19 protein-coding genes and 3 pseudogenes are annotated in these 22273 nt (G+C 44.1%); 11 read left to right on the top strand and 11 right to left on the bottom strand.

The window, feature by feature from the left end; translation table 11 throughout:
• Positions 1 to 60: 60 nt before the first annotated feature.
• The 5 genes and pseudogenes from J5O05_RS06270 to J5O05_RS06250 form a co-directional block, all read right to left on the bottom strand.
• A pseudogene (locus J5O05_RS06270) lies at positions 61 to 619 on the bottom strand (YqgE/AlgH family protein).
• A 20-nt stretch (positions 620 to 639) separates the two neighbouring features.
• Entirely contained in the window at positions 640 to 1596 is a 957-nt protein-coding gene (gene gshB, locus J5O05_RS06265; protein WP_208844056.1) for a glutathione synthase, read from the bottom strand.
• 55 nt (positions 1597 to 1651) lie between these two features.
• Entirely contained in the window at positions 1652 to 2386 is a 735-nt protein-coding gene (gene rsmE, locus J5O05_RS06260; RefSeq protein WP_208844055.1) for a 16S rRNA (uracil(1498)-N(3))-methyltransferase, read from the bottom strand.
• 70 nt (positions 2387 to 2456) lie between these two features.
• Entirely contained in the window at positions 2457 to 2966 is a 510-nt protein-coding gene (locus tag J5O05_RS06255) for a hypothetical protein (protein ID WP_244369876.1), read from the bottom strand.
• 25 nt (positions 2967 to 2991) lie between these two features.
• Positions 2992 to 3885, bottom strand: a complete 894-nt coding sequence (locus J5O05_RS06250; RefSeq protein WP_208844480.1) for a DUF350 domain-containing protein — start codon at positions 3883 to 3885, stop codon at positions 2992 to 2994.
• Between the two features lie 94 nt (positions 3886 to 3979).
• Between J5O05_RS06250 and glnE the strand changes: the two genes are divergently transcribed.
• A complete protein-coding gene (glnE, locus tag J5O05_RS06245) occupies positions 3980 to 6781 on the top strand; it encodes a bifunctional [glutamate--ammonia ligase]-adenylyl-L-tyrosine phosphorylase/[glutamate--ammonia-ligase] adenylyltransferase (RefSeq protein ID WP_208844054.1) in 2802 nt (933 codons plus the stop codon).
• Positions 6782 to 6804: 23 nt separating this feature from the next.
• On the opposite strand, the gene J5O05_RS06240 is transcribed toward glnE, so the two are convergent.
• The 3 genes and pseudogenes from J5O05_RS06240 to tolC form a co-directional block, all read right to left on the bottom strand.
• Positions 6805 to 7413, bottom strand: a complete 609-nt coding sequence (locus J5O05_RS06240; protein ID WP_208844053.1) for a TcpQ domain-containing protein — start codon at positions 7411 to 7413, stop codon at positions 6805 to 6807.
• Between the two features lie 28 nt (positions 7414 to 7441).
• A pseudogene (gene lpxL / locus J5O05_RS06235) lies at positions 7442 to 8364 on the bottom strand (LpxL/LpxP family Kdo(2)-lipid IV(A) lauroyl/palmitoleoyl acyltransferase).
• Positions 8365 to 8474: 110 nt separating this feature from the next.
• Positions 8475 to 9815, bottom strand: coding sequence for an outer membrane channel protein TolC (tolC, locus tag J5O05_RS06230; protein WP_208844052.1), 1341 nt, complete (start codon positions 9813 to 9815; stop codon positions 8475 to 8477).
• A 175-nt stretch (positions 9816 to 9990) separates the two neighbouring features.
• On the opposite strand from tolC, the gene nudF reads away from it, so the two are divergent.
• The 8 genes and pseudogenes from nudF to J5O05_RS06190 all read left to right on the top strand — a co-directional run bounded on the left by nudF (position 9991) and on the right by J5O05_RS06190 (position 18486).
• A complete protein-coding gene (gene nudF / locus J5O05_RS06225) occupies positions 9991 to 10614 on the top strand; it encodes an ADP-ribose diphosphatase (protein ID WP_208844051.1) in 624 nt (207 codons plus the stop codon).
• 10 nt (positions 10615 to 10624) lie between these two features.
• Positions 10625 to 11077 (top strand): DUF1249 domain-containing protein, encoded by a 453-nt coding sequence (locus J5O05_RS06220; protein WP_208844050.1) that lies wholly within the window; start codon positions 10625 to 10627, stop codon positions 11075 to 11077.
• The gene (locus J5O05_RS06215) at positions 11064 to 11831 is read left to right on the top strand and encodes a metallophosphoesterase (RefSeq protein WP_208844049.1); all 768 of its coding nucleotides are present in this window, start codon (positions 11064 to 11066) and stop codon (positions 11829 to 11831) included. The genes J5O05_RS06220 and J5O05_RS06215 overlap by 14 nt, the downstream gene beginning before the upstream one ends.
• A complete protein-coding gene (locus J5O05_RS06210) occupies positions 11822 to 12382 on the top strand; it encodes a YqiA/YcfP family alpha/beta fold hydrolase (protein ID WP_208844048.1) in 561 nt (186 codons plus the stop codon). The genes J5O05_RS06215 and J5O05_RS06210 overlap by 10 nt, the downstream gene beginning before the upstream one ends.
• Positions 12383 to 12414: 32 nt before the next feature.
• On the top strand, positions 12415 to 14307 hold the full coding sequence (gene parE / locus J5O05_RS06205) for a DNA topoisomerase IV subunit B (RefSeq protein ID WP_208844047.1): 1893 nt from the start codon (positions 12415 to 12417) through the stop codon (positions 14305 to 14307).
• Positions 14308 to 14314: 7 nt separating this feature from the next.
• Positions 14315 to 15404, top strand: a pseudogene (locus J5O05_RS06200) (PQQ-dependent sugar dehydrogenase).
• A gap of 8 nt (positions 15405 to 15412) precedes the next feature.
• On the top strand, positions 15413 to 17740 hold the full coding sequence (gene parC / locus J5O05_RS06195) for a DNA topoisomerase IV subunit A (RefSeq protein ID WP_208844046.1): 2328 nt from the start codon (positions 15413 to 15415) through the stop codon (positions 17738 to 17740).
• A gap of 182 nt (positions 17741 to 17922) precedes the next feature.
• On the top strand, positions 17923 to 18486 hold the full coding sequence (locus tag J5O05_RS06190) for a phosphoribosyltransferase (RefSeq protein WP_208844045.1): 564 nt from the start codon (positions 17923 to 17925) through the stop codon (positions 18484 to 18486).
• A gap of 58 nt (positions 18487 to 18544) precedes the next feature.
• Here the strand turns inward: J5O05_RS06190 and J5O05_RS06185 are convergent, their stop codons facing one another.
• Entirely contained in the window at positions 18545 to 19195 is a 651-nt protein-coding gene (locus J5O05_RS06185; RefSeq protein WP_208844044.1) for a Crp/Fnr family transcriptional regulator, read from the bottom strand.
• 277 nt (positions 19196 to 19472) lie between these two features.
• On the opposite strand from J5O05_RS06185, the gene J5O05_RS06180 reads away from it, so the two are divergent.
• Entirely contained in the window at positions 19473 to 19703 is a 231-nt protein-coding gene (locus J5O05_RS06180; RefSeq protein WP_208844043.1) for a YgjV family protein, read from the top strand.
• Between the two features lie 54 nt (positions 19704 to 19757).
• Here J5O05_RS06180 and J5O05_RS06175 read toward each other — a convergent pair whose 3' ends face one another.
• Positions 19758 to 21419, bottom strand: a complete 1662-nt coding sequence (locus J5O05_RS06175; protein WP_208844042.1) for an amidohydrolase — start codon at positions 21417 to 21419, stop codon at positions 19758 to 19760.
• Positions 21420 to 21515: 96 nt separating this feature from the next.
• On the opposite strand from J5O05_RS06175, the gene J5O05_RS06170 reads away from it, so the two are divergent.
• Positions 21516 to 22016: a DUF1543 domain-containing protein gene (locus tag J5O05_RS06170; RefSeq protein WP_208844041.1), complete on the top strand. Its 501-nt coding sequence runs from the start codon at positions 21516 to 21518 to the stop codon at positions 22014 to 22016.
• A 43-nt stretch (positions 22017 to 22059) separates the two neighbouring features.
• Here J5O05_RS06170 and J5O05_RS06165 read toward each other — a convergent pair whose 3' ends face one another.
• Complete coding sequence (locus tag J5O05_RS06165) at positions 22060 to 22269, bottom strand: hypothetical protein (RefSeq protein WP_208844040.1); 210 nt, start codon at positions 22267 to 22269, stop codon at positions 22060 to 22062.
• Positions 22270 to 22273 lie beyond the last annotated feature (4 nt).

The following is a 22273-nucleotide window of genomic DNA, read 5'->3' as shown; positions in this document are numbered from 1 at the left end:
AACTTTGGCAACTTTGAATAACTTGAAGTCTGACAACGTCATCAGAAAGACCACGTAAAATTAAGCGTGGCCTGCCTGAAGACTAAGTTGAGCAACGTCAATACCCAGCATTTTCACCGCTTTTTCCCAACGTTCTTCAACCGGAGTATTAAAGATTAAATTAGCATCCGCTTCGACGACGAGCCATGCGTTATCAAGGAGGCTCTTGCTCTAGCTGACCTTTTGACCAGCCTGCGTACCCAAGCGTAATGATAAATGCCTCGGGGGCATCGTCACGAGTCAACGTTTCGAGCACGTCTTTTGACGTTGTTATCATCAGCTCAGAACTCAACGCTTGGCTTGACGTAAAGCCACGTTTGGGTGAATGCAGCACAAAGCCACGGTCAACTTTGACAGGCCCACCTGCCAAGACCGCTTGGCCTGAAGCTGAGTTGCTTTTGTCATTATCGATGTCGATTTGGTCCAATAATTCGCCAACGGTCACGTTGATGGGATGAGTGAGGACTAAACCCATTGCACCGTCGTCGTTGTGCTCACAAATGTACGCAACGGAGCGTTTGAAAAAGGGGTCATCCATGCTTGGCATTGCAATAAGAAAATGATTTTCGAGCGATTTCATAAAGCCCCCTTTATTATCTTCTATTTAGTATGGCCTAGTTTTGACTCTATCGCGCCAAAAAGCATGTCCATAATAGAAATATCGTACGCTGCTTCAATTTCTTTAACGCACGTTGGCGCAGTGACGTTAATTTCTGTTAAGCGATCGCCAATGATGTCTAAGCCGACAAAAATAAGGCCTTTTTCTTTCAATACCGGAGCCACAGCTTCCGCGATACGACGGTCTGCATCGCTAATAGGACGAGCTTCACCTCGACCACCGGCGGCAAGATTACCTCTTGTTTCGCCATTTTGTGGAATACGAGCAAGGCAATACGGAACGACTTGGCCATCAACAACCAACACGCGTTTATCACCGTCTTTGATCGCGGGAATATAGGTTTGCGCCATGGCAAAGCGTGAACCGTGTTCCGTCAACGTTTCACAAATTACACCGATGTTCGGGTCATCTGCTCGAACGTGGAAAATGGAAGCGCCACCCATGCCGTCAAGCGGTTTTAAGATGATGTCTTGATGCTTGTTTAGGAAAGAACGAATTTGTGCTTGCTGGCGCGTCACCAGTGTTTCTGGCGTGTGTTCGCTAAACCAAGCCGTGAAGAGCTTTTCGTTTGCATCGCGTAAGCTTTGTGGTTTATTGATTACTAGGGTGCCTGCGTTTTCGGCGCGTTCTAAAATATACGTTGCGTAGATGTATTCAGTATCAAATGGTGGATCTTTACGCATGAGAATAACATCCAGATCCGCCAGATTAATTTCTTGTTTTTCTTCAAGTTCATACCAGCGAGTTGAATCGTTGAAAACCTGCGCTTTTGCAGCCGTAGCTTTTGCTTCGCCTTGCAATAAGAACAGGTCATTCATTTCCATGTAGTAAAGTTCGTAACCGCGACTTTGCGCCGCCATCATCATGGCAAAGCCAGTGTCTTTTTTAATATTAAATCCGCTGATAGGGTCTGAAATAATGCCCAGTTTAATTGCCATGGTAGATACCTTTCATTTCATCGTTTGTTTCAATATGGGGATGTACGCTTTGTTTTTAAACCGTTAAATCACCAAATTGCAATTGCAGTGCGCTAAGCACTGTCAAAGCTGCTGTTTCAGTGCGCAGGACGCGAGGACCTAAGCGAACATCGACAAAGCCTTGTTCTTGAGTCAGGTGCATTTCATTGTCGGTAAAACCGCCTTCGGGGCCGACCAGAAAACGTACTCCATGTGTAGGTGCTGGTAACGTTTTAATTGAATGCTCTGCACGCGGGTGCAATGTTAACTTCAATTCGTCACTTTGTTCTTTCAACCAAACGTTAATTTCTTTTGGAAAATGGACAACGGGTACGCTGTTTCGTCCTGATTGCTCTGCCGCGGCAATGGCTATCTTTTGCCATTGCTGATGTTTCTTTTCCAGTCGGTCACCAGAGAGTTTTACCCCGCGACGCTCCGTGAACAGGGGAGTTATCTCGGTAATGCCAAGCTCCACGGATTTTTGAATCGTGAAATCCATTTTGTCACCACGAGAAATACCTTGACCTAAATGGATTCGTAGCGGTGATTCGACACAGCGATCTACAAATTCATATGGCGTTGCGGTAACCGTTTTCTTTCCTACTTCCGTTAGCGTTGCAAGGTATTCACCACCTTCGCCATTAAATAGAGAAACTTTGTCGCCTTCGCGCATGCGCAAGACTCGCCCTATATGACCGGCCGCGTCATCATCTAATTGCACACACACATTGAGAGCGAGTTCAGATGGTTGATAAATATGTGGAATTCGCATAGGAAAATATGAAATAAGTTACAGTTGTACTAATGGTACGAAGGAAGACTGAGCGGGACAAGTTATTCGTTCAAAATTGTTCTTCAGAGTCCATTTTGCACAGTGACTCGGAGATATCATTTGTGACTTCGGCTACTTTGCTGCTGCAGGACAAATGATTGTCGTGGCCTACGTCTAGTAAGCGTTCAAAATAAAATTCCCCGAGTTCATTTTCTTCGACTAGATAGCGAACGGGATGAAGTGAATTAAAGATAAACTTTTGTTCGTCGTCAGCTAAGGTGTAGTCATGAGCGTTAATCAGCACGGCTGAAACGTTGTGGTGTTCATGCAGGTAGGAAGCAAGCTCTGATACGCTAATCTCGTTGCTAATGTCACAATAGCAATAATCTTTAATGAGTTCTTGGAACATCATTTTTACTAAGATCCGAGTGTTATCTCCCGCCACAATTAAGTTACTGGGACGTTGATGCGCTTCGCTAAAATGGCACTCTGCAAAGCTTTTGGTGAACTCGGTATTCGTGTCCACGAGTAATAGGGCATCAACGTTTAAGAGCATATCTATCGCCGAGTTGGGGTTCATAGAGCATTCCTTTGCGCTATAACGTTTACACAGAAAACATACTTATTAGTAAATAGCCCATTGCACAAAAAACAGCAAATTCCAAACACGCTACGCCGATGTTATCTTGGTGGTCTACTTCGAGGCCAATGTCGATTTTGGGGAGCGATAAATGTTTAAGAATTATTGTTCCAACGTAAAGTATCAGCCACATTGCGCCACAGTGCGCGGCTAACGCGAAAAGATTATCGACAAGTTTTGCATCAACGTAAGGCGCAGTGCTAAGTCCGGCGTAAAGCGCTAAAGACAAACCAATGGATTTTCCTGCATAGCGAATACCGATTGACGTATTATCAAGATTGAAATTCTCTTGAAGCGACGCCCCTTGGTTGAATTTGGCAAATCGGGTTTCTCGTACGCGGCTGTCGATAGCAAAAATTGCCTGTAGCAACAAAAAGGCGAGCGTCACAATTAAGAGATTACTAAGGCCTTGAGGATGCACCCAGCGATAAAGACCAAGTACAACCACACAATTGCCTAGCAACATACCTGAGTCAACAAGTGCTGCACAAATATTCTGCTTTAAAATCGCAGACTCTTCGTTAAAGCGGTGCAAAATCCACTTTCGGTGAATAAGCTGACCTAAAAAGATAAACACGAAAAACAGTGTAATGAGCAGAAATACGTGAACTGGTTCTTGTTGTGCCGTATGCAAACTTATTTCATCAAATAGAAATGCCATGCTGATACACACTACGGCAATCTGTGTTGCGTAGTTAATTCCAAGGGCAAAGTTGTCACGTTGAGCGAGTTCATCGGACAGCGTTTTCTTCGCCCGCCATTCTGTAATGCGGCGCAGCACGATGATTGCTGCACTAATAATGGTGAAACTCACTAAAATCGCTAAAAAATTTATGTTGGCTAAAGACAAATCAAGCATACAAGGTGTAAGGTTCAAGTTAACTTACTGCTACTATAACGGCTAAATTGAAAACACCCAAATGATTGAGTACTAGCCACTTTTGGAGAACAACATGTCACTGTCTGGTGTGAATTGGACGCCTCAACTTAGAGAATTATCTGTCGCCCGAATGCAAGAACTCGATTTGGATGTTGCGACGCATCCTGACATTGCTCGACTTGTTGCCTTGAGCGATTTTGCCCACCGCATTTTAAAATCAAGACCAGAACTTGTTGATTGGCTTGAGCAGCCGCAGCAGAAAGATAATCGAGAAATACCAGACCCTTTACCAGAAGACCTCGATGGCCTTGATGACGTAACGTGCAGTCGTCTGTTACGTCGCTATCGACAGCAGTATTGGCTCAAAGTGATGTGGCTCGATTTAGTGCATAACAATGCCATTGATGACAGTGTATGTTATGTCTCGTTGCTTGCGGAGAAGTTAATCGACAGCGCAAACCGCTGGGCATTTAATGATGTCGCCAAATTAAATGGTATGCCAATGGATGAGCATGGCAATCGACTACCGATGTTAGTACTCGGTATGGGAAAGTTGGGCGGACAAGAGCTGAACTTCTCGTCTGATATCGATCTTATTTTCGCTTTTCCTCGCGCGGGTGACACACAAGGCGGGCGTCGTAGCATCGAAAACCAAGTGTTTTATACCAAAGTTGCGCAAAAACTCATTGCAGCACTCAATCAAACAACTGCGGATGGGCAAGTTTTTCGTGTCGATATGCGGCTACGTCCCTTTGGCGATAGCGGCCCATTGGTGATGAGTTTCGCAGCGATGGAAGATTATTATCAAGATCAAGGGCGAGAGTGGGAGCGTTACGCAATGCTAAAAGGACGTTTGCTTGGAGAACCAAACGTTTATTGGCAAGAGTTTTACACCTTGCTTAGGCCTTTTGTTTACCGCCGTTACATTGACTTCTCTGTAATAGAATCACTTCGTAAAATGAAACACATGATTGCCCAAGAAGTTAGACGTAAGGGGTTAGTCAATAACATCAAACTGGGTGGTGGTGGCATACGCGAAGTGGAATTTATTGTCCAAGCACTCCAGATGATCCGTGGAGGTCGTGAAAAAGCGCTGCAGGTTCAATCGCTACTCGTCGCAATGAATGAATTAGAACGCTTAGACATCATTCCTAGTCAGGTCGCAGCACAGCTCCGTACGAGTTACTTACATTTGCGTCGTATCGAGCAATTTTTGCAAGCGTTTGACGACAAACAAACTCAAACGTTGCCGGACAATGAATTAGATAAAGCTCGATTAGTCGTACTGTTAGACGTGAATGACTGGAATGAGGTACTTGTTTTCATTGAACAAACTATGGCAATAGTGCGTGAAGAATTCAAGCAAGTGATTGGCGATGAGCCAGAGGACGAAAGCGCGCTGCCTGAATGTTTTAGCCTTTCGTGGGAGCAAAATGATTGGAGTGCGATGGAGCAGTTGCAGGAAACCCTCAAACTCGACTGGCAAAACGCTGTGATGGAGTTTCGTTCTCGGCTCAGCAAAAAACCGATTGGTGCGCGAGGACGCGATATTCTAGATAAGCTAATGCCGCGCGTTCTGGCCTACCTTCTTGAGTCAGAACACGCCATTTCTACTTTTGAGCGAGTCACTCAAGTCATTGAGAAGGTTGCCTCTAGAACAACGTATTTGGAATTACTTTATGAAAACCAAGGCGCGCTCCAACAGCTAATCAAGCTTTGCGCACACAGTAAATGGATTGGCGAGCACATTGCTCGTTATCCAATTTTGCTTGATGAACTGATAGATCCGGCACTTTTATACCGTCCGTTGCCGCTGACAGCCTATAAAGCAGAGGTTCGACAATACTTTTTACGCCTAGAGAGCGACGACTTGGAACTGCAAATGGAGTCCCTACGACAGTTCAAACAAACGCAACAGCTGCGAATTGCGGCAGCTGACGCGACAGGCGTGCTTGATCTCATGAAAGTAAGTGATCACTTAACAACATTGGCGGAGGCCATCGTCGAACAAGCGGTTAATTTAGCGTGGGAACAAATGGTGAGCCGTTTCGGTAAACCAGAAGGTACAGATATAGATAACAAAGGGTTTGCCGTTATTGCGTATGGAAAAACGGGCGGCTTTGAACTCGGTTACGACAGCGATCTTGATTTAGTCTTTGTCCACAACAGTGACGGTAATGCCGTTACAGATGGTGAGAATGCAACCGCCGCACGTCAATTCTATTTAAAACTTGCGCGACGGCTAATGCATTTGTTCAACACCCGTACAGCGTCGGGGATTTTGTATGAATTGGATACACGTTTAAGACCAGAAGGCAATTCTGGGTTACTGGCAATCAATATTGAGAGTTATTACGAGTACCAGCGCACACAAGCGTGGACTTGGGAGCATCAAGCCATTGTGCGAGCTAGGTTGATCTATGGTCACAACAATCTTAAAACTCGATTTGGTGAAATTCGCCATGAAATTTTATCGCTACCGCGCGATGAAACTAAGCTCAAAACCGATGTTATCGAGATGCGTGAGAAAATGCGGCAGCACCTTGCTAAAGATACGTTAGAGTCATTCGACCTTAAACAAGGTTTGGGTGGTATGACAGACATTGAATTTATGGCGCAATATTTGGTGTTGAAATATGCCTCTACATTCCCAATGCTGACGACCTATACAGACAATATTCGAATTTTTGAACAGGCGTTTGTGGCGGGGATCATTGAAGAGTCGATGCAAACAAATCTTACTCAAGCGTATTGTTTGTTTAGAGATACCTACCACGTACTATCATTAAATAATCAGAGTCGTTGTGTTGAAAAACAACAGTTTGAGCAAGCAACGGCACACGTTGTGGAGGCTTGGCAATGGGTTTTTGCATAACCCATTGCCAATTGTTTACGTAATTAACTTTCGAGTTTTCGGCAGCTTGTACGCACAAATTCGGAAGGATTTTCAGTTATGACTGCGGCGCGTTGACGATGACAGTAGAACGCATACACTTCAAATTCGAAATCATCGTTTATCGCACGGCTAACTTGATAAAGCGTTGAGACAAAGTTGGTATCAACACGGAAATTCAGTTTTACAACGTAGTCTTTTTCTAGGTACCAAAAGAGTTCAATGTCTTCATCGTGCGCATAGCGAGTGAGGACCCCTTTAAGCGTGTCACCACTGTCAAAACGACGAGGTTGTACTTGGCCTTTCCAGTTTACTGGGGACGGTTTTACGACTAAACCTCGTTGTTGTAAGGCGTCTTCGAGAGGAAACGTTTGTTTGCCTAAATTAATAACGTATTTGTCTCGGTCTAAATCTTTATCGTTAACTCGATTACGAAAACTTTCGTAAAACTGAGATAAACCTTGTGCAGCCGCGTTTTTCGTTTCTCGCATATCGAACGATGGCATTGCACCATATAAAAAGTAATAGGCTGCCCATATCAAAATGCCTGCAAGTGATAAATGTTTAATCCAAAACCAAGCATTAGATAATCGTTTTTTAGTTTTATTTGTCATTGTCTTTATACTTCATTCTGATCCGCTATTAGTAATAGGATGGATCGGTTTCATTGGGTCTCGTTTTAAAACGACGATGAACCCACATGTATTGTTCTGGTGCCAAAGTAATGGCTTGTTCCATGCGCTCATTTACTCTCGTCACATCGTCTTTTGGCGATTCGCTCGGAAAGTCCTCAAGGGCAGGTAATACGTTCAAGTGATATTTGCCTTGTGCATCGCGGTAGCTGGTCAAACTTAACGTTTCACAGTTGTTGCTGCTGGCAAATAGTAACGTTCCTGTTGTCGTTGCCGTTTCTTTTACGGCAAAGAAAGGAACGAATTCACTACGGTTTCGTCCGTAGTCTTGATCGGGCAGGTAGTAGCATAGCTTTCCATCTTTTAACGCTTTTAAGAGTCCTTTTACATCACGCTTCCCAATCAAAAACTCATTGGAACGTAGACGCCCACGCGTCATGAAAAACTCCATCAACGGATTATTGTGAGGGCGGTAAAAACCAATACCTTGCTTTTCGGTTCTAGCACTCTTCCCGTCATTTCTAAATGTAACATATGCGGGACAAGTAACAATACACCTTTTCCTTTGCTAGACGCGTTTTCAAGGTGTTCAAGTCCCGTAATCGACCCAAGCGTTTTCTTAATCCGCCAAGTAGGCCACCACCATGCCATACCGGTTTCGAAGGTGGCGATACCGGTGTGCTCTAAGTTCTTTTTGACCATGATGGTCTGTTGTTCCGCATTTAACTCAGGAAAACAGAGTTTTACATTTACTTCAGCGATATGACGACGCTTTTTCATTAAACGGTAGACGAGTTTGCCAAGTAGCTTGCCTAGAAAAAATTGCACACGTTGTGGTAGCCAAGACAAAGTGTATAGCAGGAATACACCGACCCAAGTTAACCAATATTTGGGGGCAAGATAGGACAATTTAAAAGGGGGTTTTGTGACCACTACCGCTTCTCGTTATGAAAACATCCGCGCTAGTTTAACGATTTAGAGCAAAAAAAACAAAAGCCAAGCAACTCTCGCTACTTGGCTTTTATGCTTACCTTAAGAGATTCTTATTTAAGGCCTTGGTTTATCGCTTCTAGATCCGCGCGAGACAATGTGCCTTCGGCTTGTTTTAGTTGCAGCGATGACATGACGTATTGGTAACGGATGTCAGCCAAGTTACGTTTAGCGTTATATAAATTTTGCGTACTGATTAATACGTCAACAATAGTACGAGTACCTACTTCAAAACCGGTTTCCGTTGCTTTCAATGCGCTTTCTGCAGAAATAACGGCTTGCTCAAGTGCGCGGTATGTCGCAACGTTCGCATTCACTTGGTTGTAAGATGTAATCACTGAGCGAGTTACATTGCGTAGGCTCGATTCTAAATCTTGGCTTGCAGCAACAAAGAGGGCACGAGCTTGATCTGTTGATGATTCAACACGGCCACCAGAGTAAATAGGCACATTTAGTGACAAACCAATAGAGGTTTGATCACCACGAGGTGCATTTACACGACCATCAGAATCAACAAGAGAATCACCGTAACGCGCTTCTAAATCTAGCGTTGGGTAGTGTCCAGCTTGTGCATTGTCGATACGGTCTTTTGCGATTTCAACATTGGCTTTCGCAACCTGTAATGACAAGTTTTGTGCTTTAGCTGTTTCGATAAATGCGTCTACTTTCTTTGCAGGTTTTACCGTTGAGAACTTTTCAGTATTCAACGCATCAAGTTGAGCATGGTACTTGCCTGTAATTGTACGTAAGGTTTCGCGTGCAGTTTCAACGTTATTTTCTGCAACAATTTCATTTGCCACAGCTCGGTCAAATTGAGCTTGAGCTTCATGAACGTCAGTAATTGCAGTTAAACCAACTTTGTAACGTTGTTTTGTTTGCTCAAGTTGACGCTCAATTGCACGTTTTTCAGCTTTTACGAACTCAAGATTGTCTAACGAACGTAATACGGCAAAGTAGCCGTCAGCAATACGAACGATTAGGTCTTGTTTCGCTTGCTCATAAGACGTTACCGCTTGCATTGCTTGTTTCTCTGCAATACCAAGTTGGTCCCATGTTGCAAGATTAAAAATTGATTGTGTCAGCACGATACCGCGAGAAAAGGTATCTTCAAAACCATCACCCTTAATGTAACCAGTTTGGTCATTTTGGGAGTTAGAAGCGCCAGTAAAATCAGATTGCTTATAGCCGATACTTGCCGCCACTTGCGGTAGTAAAGCACCGAATGCAATATCTTTAGCTGATGCTTGAGCATCCGCTTGTGCTTTTGCACGATTCACCGCAGGATCATTTTGCGTTGCGATATCGTATACTTGTAGTAAGTCTTCTGCGTATGCTACGTTCGCGCTAAGTGCGCAGCCAAGACCTACCAATAGAGATAAGATGGTTTTTTTCATTATGAATGCAGTCCTTAGACAAATTTTGAGCTAAAGCCATGTTAACCTGTTTTTTTAAGATAACGAAAAAAAATAACGTAAATCATTTCGAACAAGTGTAACAGAATATAATTAGCACGAAATAAACGACAAATAACCAATATTGGGGCGAATTTCGTTATTCAAAGAGCAAAAAATGACTAAATCGACAATTAATGAGTTTGCCAACGAGCATGTACAAATATTAGAAACGGAACGGGTTTTTAACGGCTTTTTTAAAATCGATGCGTATTATTTTAAACACGCTTTGTTTGACGGAGGCATGTCAGAGACTATCCGCCGTGAGATTTTAGAAAGAGGGCATGCCGTTGCGGTATTGCCTTACGACCCGCAAACCGATTCAGTGTTGCTGATTGAGCAAATTCGGATTGGCGCAATGGTCTCAAAGGACTCACCTTGGTTGCTTGAATGTATAGCTGGTATGGCCGAGGGAAGCGAAGACTACGAAGGGGTTGCGCGTAAAGAAGCCAAGGAAGAAGCCGGCTTAGAGCTTGATGAATTGCATTACATGACGTCATACTTATCAAGCCCTGGAGGCACAACAGAACGTTTGTATTTGTATATTGCTAAAGCTGATTTGACACATGCTGGCGGCGTGTACGGATTGCCAAGCGAAGGAGAGGATATTAAAACTCATGTGATCTCGTTTGATGAAGCAATGGCGCGATTGAATAGTGAGGAAATAGATAACGCTGCGACGGTGATTAGTCTACAATGGTTAGCCTTGCATAAAAAAGAACTGCTCGACAAGTGGCAATAGGAGTGAAGAAGTGAGTATCGTTTCGGCGCGTGATTATGTTCAGTCTTTACCGAAGTACATTACTTTGTGTGAACGTAATTATCTGCGTTTATTGCGACTGTTACCTGAAGAGGTAAAAGGTGAGCAAAAAACCATCCGAATCGCTGGGAACGAATACCGCCTTGAAATTACGCACTGTGCGAAATACACCACCGATGTCGAAATCGCTCAAAGCCATTCTCTGATTAAAGATCTTCCTCTGTGGGGGATGCATGTACGACTTTATCATGACGCACGCGTCGCGGAAGTCGTGTACCCCAACTATCATCAACGAGTGAAACCTTCTTATGGTTATCCGAATCCGGATATGCACCAAAAAGATGAGAAATACCAAGTAAATGCATTTCTAGGTGATTGGCTCACTGCGTGTGTTGAAAACGGACGCAGTAATTTTCACTGGGAAGTGAACAATGACTTGGTTTAACGAGGTTCTGCGCATAAACAAACCGCATGCTGCGATTGCACATATAACGGACGCACATCTCTTTGCGACAACCGAGGGCCGTTATTTTGATGTGGATACGGCACATCATTTTTCGCAAGTATTAGCACGCTTGAGTCTTGAAGACATCGATGCCGTCGTATTTGGTGGAGATTTAACACAAGATCACACATTTGAATCCTATCGTCTGTTTGCTGAACTTATCCTCCAATCAAATTTGACCTGTCCGGTACTGTGGGTGCCTGGCAACCACGATGACATTGAATACTTGCAAGAAATTAGTGTGGGTCAAATTCATGCAGCCAAGGTGATTCAAACACAAACGCAGCAAGTGCTGCTCGCGAACAGCAAAGGTTCAACGCCTGCTGGTTGGTGTAAGCAAACTCATTTGCTTGAACTTAAAACCATGATAGAGGCTTTTGAAGGTACATCGACCGTTATCTGTCATCATCACCCAATGCCTATTCACGGGTATTTAGACAAACACATTTTGGAAAATGGGCCGGCACTTTTAAACCTTTGCGCTGAAAGCAATCGTGTTAATGCCCTTGTGCATGGACATGTCCACAACGATTACTTTCTCTCGTATCGCGAAATGCCTGTTTATGCCACACCAGCAACATCTATTCAGTTCAGTCGTCACAGCTCTACATGGCAACAGCAAAACCTTGGTCCGGCATATCGATTGTTGGCGTTAACAGATAACAAGTTTGCCACGTGGGTCAAATGGGTTTGAAAATACTCTATGTGCACGGTTTTAATAGTTCTGAACACTCTGCAAAGGCGGTGGCTTTGCGTGAGTGGCTTCGCGACTACGATGTAGAATATGCTATCCCAAGGTTGCACTACGACCCGAGGGTTGCGATTGCTCAACTTGAAGCCTTGCTGACGAATGAGACAAAGCTCATTGGCAGTTCGCTCGGTGGCTTTTATGCAACATATTTATCGCAAACACACCAAATTGATGCTGTGGTAATCAATCCCGCAGTGAGACCCGCAAGATTACTTGCAGAGTTTCTTGGGCCTCAATACAATCCTTATCAGGACTGTCATTATCAGTTAGATGAATCACATGTTGCGGCACTTAATACGTTATACTTGCCGCAATTGCCTTACCCTGAAAGATTGCTGTTACTGCAACAAATGGGCGATGAAGTTTTGCCCTATATAGATGCAGTCCGTTATTATCAAAGTACGAAGCAGTACGTTGATTTTGAAGGTGATCATAGTTTTCAAGGATTAGCGCGGTATTTGCCCGCTATTGTTAATTTTTTAAAAATCACGTAAAACAAATCGACTTAAACAACAAGAAAGCGCTTATGAGTCAGCAAAATTACAACGCGGAAGCGATAGAAGTATTAAACGGACTAGAACCCGTCAAACGTCGCCCGGGTATGTACACGGACACGACAAGACCAAACCATTTAGGCCAAGAAGTTATCGACAACAGTGTCGATGAGGCGCTTGCAGGACACGCAACGAAAATTGACGTGATTCTTCACGAAGATAACTCACTTGAAGTGATTGACGATGGTCGTGGGATGCCGGTGGACATTCACCCAGAAGAAGGGATCCCAGGTGTTGAACTTATCCTGACTAAACTTCACGCAGGCGGTAAGTTTTCCAACAAAAATTATCAGTTCTCAGGCGGTCTACACGGGGTAGGTATCTCGGTGGTGAACGCGCTTTCAACTCGAGTTGAAATCAGTGTACGTCGAGACGGTCAAGTTTACGAAATGGCGTTCGAACATGGCGACAAAGTTCAAGACTTGGAAGTTACAGGCACCGTTGGTAAACGTAATACGGGTACAAGCGTACATTTTTGGCCTGACGCGAGCTATTTTGATTCCGCTAACTTCTCGCTTTCTAAGTTAAATCACCTGTTAAAAGCGAAAGCTGTTTTATGCCCTGGCCTGCGCATTCGTTTCGTGAATAAACAAACGAAAGAAACGCAAGAATGGTTTTACGAAGCTGGACTGCAAGATTATTTAAAAGACAGTGTTTCAGGCTTTGAAACGTTGCCAAATAATCCGTTCACAGGAAGTTTCTCTGGCTCAACAGAAGGCGTCGATTGGGCGTTACTTTGGTTGCCTGAAGGCGGCGAATCACTGCAAGAGAGCTACGTAAACTTAATCCCAACAGCCCAAGGTGGTACGCACGTCAATGGTTTGCGTCAAGGTTTGCTTGAAGCAATGCGTGAATTCTGTGAGTTCCGAAACTTGTTGCCAAGGGGCGTAAAGCTCACCCCTGAGGACATTTGGGATAAATGCAGTTATGTACTTTCGGTGAAGATGCAAGACCCTCAGTTCGCGGGTCAAACGAAGGAAAAGTTGAGTTCACGTTCATGCGCGCTGTTTGTTTCTGGCATTGTAAAAGATGCGTTTAGTCTTTGGCTTAATGAACACACGGATACCGCGGAGTTAATTGCTGACCTGTGTATCAACAATGCGCAAAAACGTTTACGTGCAGCGAAAAAGGTGGTGCGTAAAAAAGTTACTTCTGGCCCTGCATTGCCCGGTAAATTAACGGATTGTTCGGGCAGCGAAACGGAACGTGCGGAAATATTCCTTGTGGAAGGGGACTCTGCGGGCGGCTCGGCAAAACAAGCAAGAGACCGTGAGTTTCAAGCAATTATGCCGCTTAGAGGTAAAATTCTAAATACGTGGGAAGTAGAGTCTGGCCAAATATTAGCGTCTCAAGAAGTGCACGATATCTCTGTCGCATTAGGGATTGATCCTGATTCTGAAGATTTAAGCGGCCTGCGCTACGGCAAAGTGTGTATCCTCGCGGATGCGGATTCCGATGGTCTGCACATTGCGACGCTATTGTGTGCATTGTTCGTTAAGCATTTCCCAGTACTTGTGAAACAAGGTCATGTTTTTGTCGCGATGCCTCCACTGTATCGAATCGACGTGGGTAAAGAAGTTTATTACGCACTCGATGAGGACGAAAAGAAAGGTATTCTAGACAGAATTGAAGCCGAGAAAAAGCGTGGCAAAGTCAACGTTCAGCGCTTTAAAGGTTTGGGTGAGATGAACCCAATGCAGTTGCGTGAAACGACGATGGATCCGAATACCCGTCGTCTTGTGCAACTGACGTTGGACGAAGAAGAACAAACACTGGAAGTGATGGATATGTTGCTTGCCAAAAAACGCTCAGGCGATCGCAAGCAATGGCTTGAAGAGCATGGTGACCGTGCGGTCATGGAGTGATCAGGAGATGAAAAAATCATTTGCGGTTTTATCACTGTTACTCCCTTTCGCGGTGGTCGCTAAACCGGATCTCTCGCGTTTACACGTACCCAGTGGTTATAGCATTTCTTTGTTTGCGGATAATGTCGAAAACGCTCGTCAAATTGCGGTATCAAAACAAGGTATTGTGTATGTTGGTTCGCGTAAGGCTGGCAAAGTACACGCATTGATCGACTTTAATAAAGACGGTGTTGCCGACAAAACCATTTTGCTTGCGGAAGGTTTGACAATGCCATCCGGTCTTGCGCTTAAAGACGGTGACTTGTACGTTGCGGCGGTAGACAAAATCCTGCGTTTTAAGCAAATTGATAAGAATTTAAACTCACCAAGTTATGACGTATTCTACGACAAATTACCTGACAAACGTCATCATGGTTGGAAGTTCATCCGTTTTTCACCCGAAGGTGAATTGATCATTCCGATTGGTGTGCCTTGTAATGTGTGTAAAGAAGAAGCGCCGTTTGGTGAAATAGTTGCGTTAAACCTCGAAACGAAAACACTAAAAACGTGGGCAAAAGGGGTGCGTAACTCAGTCGGATTTGATTTTCATCCAGAAACACAAGGCTTTTGGTTTACGGACAATGGCCGCGACATGATGGGTGATGATATTCCACCTTGCGAAATTAATCGTTTAAATGACATTGGCGACCATTTTGGTTTCCCCTATTTCCATGCGGGTGGGATCCCTGATCCTGAATTCAATGCAGGCCGCAACGCTTCTGAGTTTGTTGCACCGAAGTTAGCGTTGGGAGTCTCATGTCGCACCGTTAGGTATTCATTTCTATCGTGGCAAACAATTTCCTCAACAAATGAAGAATAAATTGTTTGTCGCGGAACATGGTTCATGGAATCGTAGTAAAAAATCCGGCTATAGAGTGATGCTTGCGACGGTTAAAGATGGCCAAATTACGGGATATGAACCCTTTATCACAGGCTTTATGAAAGACGAACAAACCTACGGTCGTCCAGTCGCTTTTGCTGAACTTGAAGATGGCAGTTTATTAGTATCGGATGACTTTGCTGATGCTATTTATCGCATCAGTTATAACAAGAAATAGGGTGTTAAATGAGTGATTTAGAAACCCTGTCTTTGCAGGGCATTGAGCAGCAAAGTATGGGGCGTTTTACTGAAGACGCCTATTTAAATTATTCCATGTACGTCATCATGGATAGAGCTTTGCCACACATTGGCGATGGTTTAAAACCAGTGCAACGTCGTATCGTTTATGCGATGAGTGAGCTGGGATTATCCGCGAGCGCGAAATACAAAAAATCAGCGCGTACAGTCGGTGACGTGTTAGGTAAATATCACCCTCACGGTGACAGTGCATGTTACGAGGCGATGGTCCTTATGGCGCAGCCGTTCAGTTATCGCTATCCACTGGTGGATGGACAAGGTAACTGGGGTGCTGCGGATGATCCCAAGTCTTTCGCCGCAATGCGTTATACCGAAGCGCGTTTATCTAAATTCTCGGAAGTGCTTCTCAAAGAACTTGGTCAAGGTACGGTGGACTGGACACCAAACTTTGATGGTACGATGGATGAACCAAAAGTATTGCCTGCGCGTTTACCGCATATCCTCCTCAATGGGGTAACGGGTATTGCTGTTGGTATGGCTACGGATATTCCACCGCATAACGTTCGTGAAGTGGCTAGTGCGTGTTGTTTGTTGTTGGACAACCCCAAGACTGAACTTCAAGAATTACTTGGTTTGGTACAAGCGCCTGATTATCCGACAGAAGCCGAGATTATTACTCCTCGTAGTGAAATTGAAAAAATCTACACGTCTGGACGTGGTTCAATAAAAATGCGTGCGGTTTTCACCGAAGAGCAAGGTGAAATCGTCATTACGGCGTTACCACATCAATGTTCAGGTGCAAAAGTGCTTGAGCAAATTGCTGCGCAAATGACCGCGAAAAAGTTACCTATGGTTGCTGACTTACGTGATGAATCGGATCATGAAAACCCGACTCGTATCGTCATTGTGCCACGCTCAAATCGAGTAAAAGTGGAGCCGTTAATGGCGCATTTATTTGCGACAACGGACCTTGAAAAAAGTTACCGCATCAACTTAAACATGATAGGTCTTGATGGCCGTCCTCAAGTTAAAGACTTACGCACGATTTTATCCGAGTGGTTAGATTTCCGCCGTGAAACAGTGCGCCGTCGTTTGCAGTATCGTCTCGATAAAGTATTAAACCGCCTGCATATCTTAGAAGGTTTATTAATCGCTTATCTCAACATTGATGAAGTGATTGAGATCATTCGTACATACGATGAGCCAAAGGTTGAGCTGATGTCGCGTTTTGGCTTGAGCGATAAGCAAGCCGAAGCCATTCTAGAACTTAAATTACGACACTTGGCTAAACTTGAAGAGTTCAAGATCAAAGGTGAACAAGACGAGCTTGCTAAAGAGCGTGACAATCTAGAGAAAACGTTAGGCTCTGAGCGTCGTATGTCGACGTTAATGAAAAAAGAAATTCAAGAAGCAGCTGAGATGTATGGCGATGACCGTCGCTCGCCTGTCGTTGAACGTGCAGAAGCCAAAGCGCTCACGGAAAAAGAATTGATGCCGACGGAAGCGGTGACAGTTGTATTGTCCGAAAAAGGTTGGGCACGTATTGCCAAAGGGCATGATATTGATGCCGAAGGACTCAGTTACCGTGCGGGCGATAGTTTCAAAGCGCAAGCGCACGGACGTAGCAACCAACCCGCAGTATTCTTGGATTCGTCAGGTCGTGCGTTCGCAACTGATGCACACAGCCTTCCATCAGCTCGAAGTCAGGGTGAGCCGATGACTGGCCGATTTAATTTGGCCACAGGGACTAACTTCGAACATGTCATTATGGGCGAAGACAAGCAGATGTATTTGATGGCAACAGATGGTGGTTACGGGTTTATCTCAGAATTCACTGATTTGGTGTCGAAAAACAAAAATGGTAAAGCGCTTGTTACTGTGCCAAATGGTGCATTGTTAATGGAACCAATTGAAGTCAAAGATCTCACGACGGATTTGTGTATGGCGATTTCAAGCGAAGGTAGAATGTTATTGTTTCCACTGAGAGATTTGCCAAAACTTGGCAAAGGTAAAGGGAATAAAATTATTTCTATCCCAAGCGCTAAAGTACAATCGCGCGAGGAATTTGTAAAAGTGTTAGCGGTTGTGCCCAGTGGTGCATGCGTGACACTGCATGCAGGTAAGCGAAAGTTAACGCTTAAGCCAAGCGATCTGGAGCACTATTATGGTGAGCGTGGTCGTCGAGGAAATAAACTTCCTCGGGGTCTTCAGCGTGTTGATGAGTTTGAAATTGAATATCAGGCGCCCGCAGTCGAAGCAGTGACTGAAGAACCAATGGATTCAATAAATCCGTCGCTTGAACCGAACGAAGAATAAATGCAAAAGCCCACGAGAACGTGGGCTTTTTTATGTGAAACGTTAAGTAGACTTGTACGATGAAATAAAAAAGCAAAAAGCCTGATTGTGCTTTGATAATTCGCTTTGTTGATCTGGGCGCTGATTTTTTATTACGTTTTTGCTAAACTTTGCGGTTAAATGCATCCACGGGATTTTTGTACATGTCAGACAAGGTTTTTATCACCGCTCAGCAATTGCTTGAAAATTCATTTCGTTTAGCGGCTCAAGTTTATGAAGATGGCTTCCGCCCTGATTTCATTATTGGTATCTGGCGTGGCGGTGCGCCAATTGGTATCGCAGTACAAGAATTCTACGATTTCAAAGGTATCGACACTGACCACATCGCTGTTCGCACGTCGTCGTACTACGGCATAGGTAAGCAGTCGAAAGAAATCAAAGTTCACGGTTTGCACTACATCATCGAAAATGCAAATGCAGATAACTCATTACTTATCGTTGATGATGTATTTGATTCAGGTCGCAGTATTTATGCACTTAAAGAGAAGTTAGGCGAACTGATGCGTCTTAACCTGCCTACGGACATTCGTGTAGCGTGTCCGTATTACAAGCCAAAAAACACGAAAGTGCCGATGAAGCCGGATTATTATGTGATTGAATCTGATGAATGGTTGGTGTTTCCACACGAACTTTCTGGTTTAACACAAGATGAGCTACTCAACGGCAAATCTGACTTGGCAAATATCAAAGAACTATTTGTTAAGTAATTTTGTTTCAAAATAAAAAAAGCCAACCTCGGGTTGGCTTTTTTATACTTGCGCAAAATTAGATAAAGCTATCAACAAAATCCGCAAGTTTATCGATATCAACAGGCTTTAAACCATCCGTAGAGCGGATTATGAGGCCTTTATCGACAAGTTCAGTCACGACTCGGCGATAGGCGCGTTCCGTGGTCGCAAATCGTTCTGCTTCTGCGCTGACGGTTGGATATGCACGTAATAGCGTCGGGTGATTGTTTTCCGCTCGAAGTAGGCAGTCTCGAGCAATGTTGTACGACAACGGTAACAGCAATTTATCCAAGTTCACCTTTTGATTTTCTGTGAACTTCGCTGCAATCGTTTGAGCTGTGTATAAACTGAGTTCAGGTTTATCCAGCAGCAATTGGCGCCAATGTTTGAGCTCAATTAAATTGTATTGTACGTCACTTAAACAGGTAACAGTGTACACGCACGGATCGTTGCTGAGCGCTTCAATTTCGCCAATCAAGGTATTTTGACAATCCAATTGGCCCAACAGCAAACGGCGACCATTCCCCACGTCGTAACTAAATGACACGGTCCCGCTGCGCACCAAAATGAGTTTCGTTAATGGTTCATCTTGGTGAATAAGCACATCTTTTTTACTGTGATGATAAGTATTGCCTGCGAAGGACAATAACTGATCGACAAGATTGGTTGAAAAATGATATTGGAACATCTAGACGGCTCTTCGGACAATTGTCCTATTTTATTACGTTCTAATGAAGTTAGTATGACAACTACTGAGGCAGGGGGTATGGTACTTGCCGACATAGTTTTCATGCTAACTCACTCCTGTTTTTTTGGTTTACCAAAAAAGCTTGGCCCAGCTTCCCGTGTTTTGAGCTTACGTTAGGGTTGTACCTAGTTTTTTGGGTTTCTGGTGAGTTGGCTTCTTTATTTGCTAATCTTAGCTCACCATTGGTTATGCTAACCTAAGAGAGAGGAGAGAACAAATGAGTTGGGAATATTTAGGCTATTTTGCTTCCGCTTTTTTGGTTGTCTCGCTCACTATGACGGATGTGGTGAAGCTGAGATGGTTTAATTTGGTCGGTTGTATCTGTTTTACCATTTATGGTCTGGCGATTGAAGCATTGCCGGTAGCCATTACAAACGGACTACTGTCTATTTTAAACATTTATCATTTGTACAAGTTGCACATTGAGAGAGAGCCAACAATCGATTAACGTCGGTTGTTGCATTTGATGTGGCGAGCAATTGCTCGCCAATTTTTTTACTGCTTATTTATCGTCTTTTTGTACCATTCGTTTATACACCAACTGTCCCGCTACCCACGTTTCATCAACCTGAATATCTCGAATTTCAAGTGCAGGAACATTGAAATAATCTTTATCAATTAAAATAAAATCGGCCCATTTGCCTTTTTCTAAACTACCTAGTTTATGTTCTTGAAACGCAGCGTAGGCAGCATCTAAAGTAAACGCGCGCAGTGCTTGGTCTCGGCTTAAAGCTTCCTCTGCTCGCCAGCCTTGCTCTGGCTGACCATGAGGATCTTGGCGTGTTACCGCGGAGAAAAGTCCGTGGAACGGTTCAGCCAATTCAACAGGAAAGTCTGACCCAGCAGCAATTTTACTGCCTTGTTTTAAAAAGGTTTGCCATGCATAGCCGCCCGCCAACTGATTATCGGTAAGTCTTTTCTCTGCCATGTGCATGTCTGAAGTAGCGTGAACCGGTTGCATCGATGGGATGATATCAAGCGATTTAAATCTAGGGATATCTTCTGGCGTGACAATTTGGGCATGTTCTATTCTATTGCGTAGCAACTTACCCCCTGTTTTTTTGAATTCAGCCTCGTATGCATCAAGCACCACGCGGTTAGCTTTGTCACCGATTGCGTGAGTGTTTGCGCTAAAGCCGTGTTTAAAAGACAGTCGCATTAGTTCACGTAGTTTATCGTATGTTTCTAGCATCAATCCGTGATGACCAGGGCGGTCTTTGTAGCTGTCGATAAGTGCCGCTCCGCGACTCCCAAGCGCACCATCTGCGTAAATCTTCACACTACGAACCGAGAGATGGTCGTTCGGATCTTTGATGATACCAGCTTTAAGCATGGTCTCTAGTTTTGGGTCTGACGCACTTAACATCGCGTAAATACGAATTGGGATAGCCTTGTTTTTTGCTTGCTCTTGATACACTTGCCACGTTGTATAGTCTATTCCAGCGTCGTGCGCAGACGTAATACCAAGACTAAGTAAATGCTCAGATGCTTTGTTCAGTGCACGCTTCACATCGTGTTCCGATGCTGCGGGTACATGTTTTCGAACCAGCTCCTCTGCTTTATCTACAAATACGCCGCTTGGTTGATGGTTACCCGCGTAAATGATTTCACCACCTTCAGGTGCCTTTGTCTTTTCATCAATCCCCGCCATTTGCATCGCTTTGGAGTTGACCCAAATGGCGTGGCCGTCCACTCGAGTGAGCATAACAGGGCGGTTGCCTACGTATTTGTCTAAGTCTGCTGCACTGCCAAATTGTTGGGAAGACCAAAGCGTTTGATCCCAACCACGGCCGACTATCCATTCCCCATCGAAGTGATCACTATACGCTTTGAGTTTTTCTCCGATTTGCTTAATGGACGTCATGCCGCGTAAATCGAGTTCCACAAGGTTGTTGCCAAGACCAATAATGTGACCATGCGCATCAATGAGACCAGGTAGTAGCGTTTTACCATGGCCATCGTAACGAGTCGCCTCAGGAAATTGTTTCAGCATGTCGTCGTTACCGGTAGCAACGACTTTGCCATCTCGTACAACAAGCACCGAAAAGGATTGTGTAGCGCCCTTTAATGTTGGTGTATAGCCAGAGATATTATGAATCAGCGTGGTATTGGCCAGTGCGCTTGTACAAATCAGCGACAACCCAGCGATAAGCCATTTTTTCATGTTGATGTCCTTGTTGATTTTTTCTCACCCTATCAAATTAACGTGTAATCGCCCAGAGGTGTGAGATAGACTTATACGGTTTTTAGGGAGAATAGAATGAAGTTATTTATGGTTTATCTTGGTGGCCGCGTTGCTGGTTGCCATATCGAAATGCACGATGTTCGTTTTGTAATTGGCGAATCGATTGAACAAACTTATGGCAAGTTGAAAGCGCAATGGGTTGGCGATAAAAATGCGGTTCATATGGATAGCTACGTGGAAGTAAAGCATGTTGATGGCTATTCAGTTGAGTTAAAAAAAGAAGCCAATCGTGCCGAATTGAAATTGTACTTTGTCAATTTAGGCGGTTACATTCCGACAAATTTAGCCGAACAGCATGAGTTTGCTTTGATCGTAGCCACAAATGAACATGAAGCAAAAGAAAAGGCTAAATCACAATTGTTAGTGGGTATGTCGCATCAGCACAAAGACAATTTGCATGAAGTGGACGATTGCTTTTCTATAGATTTACTCGACACTGAATATTACATCCATTTAACCCCGAGTGGCGAATCGCAAACCCTACACCCAGATTGGTTTGGTTATCATATTTTATAACGGCAATTAGGTATGACAAAGAATAGGGGCAACATCGTTGCCCCTATTCTTTGTTTTCCGCTTTTATTGCTTTTCGAAAAGCAATCACCACAATGCCGAACATAAGAAACGGCAGTGCGGCAAGGAAATACTCTGCAATATGGCTGTCTTGATAATTCGGCTGAAGAATAAAATGACCACCAACGCACATCACAATCACCACAAACAGCAAAGGCAGCATGGATAGTTCTTTTTTCCCGTTATGTTTTGTCATCGTT

The sequence above is a fragment of the Pseudoalteromonas xiamenensis genome (genome assembly GCF_017638925.1).
GTDB classification, from domain to species: Bacteria; Pseudomonadota; Gammaproteobacteria; order Enterobacterales; family Alteromonadaceae; genus Pseudoalteromonas; species Pseudoalteromonas xiamenensis.
Note: the sequence above shows the minus strand (reverse complement) of the source record. Positions and strands in the feature narration are given on the sequence as shown.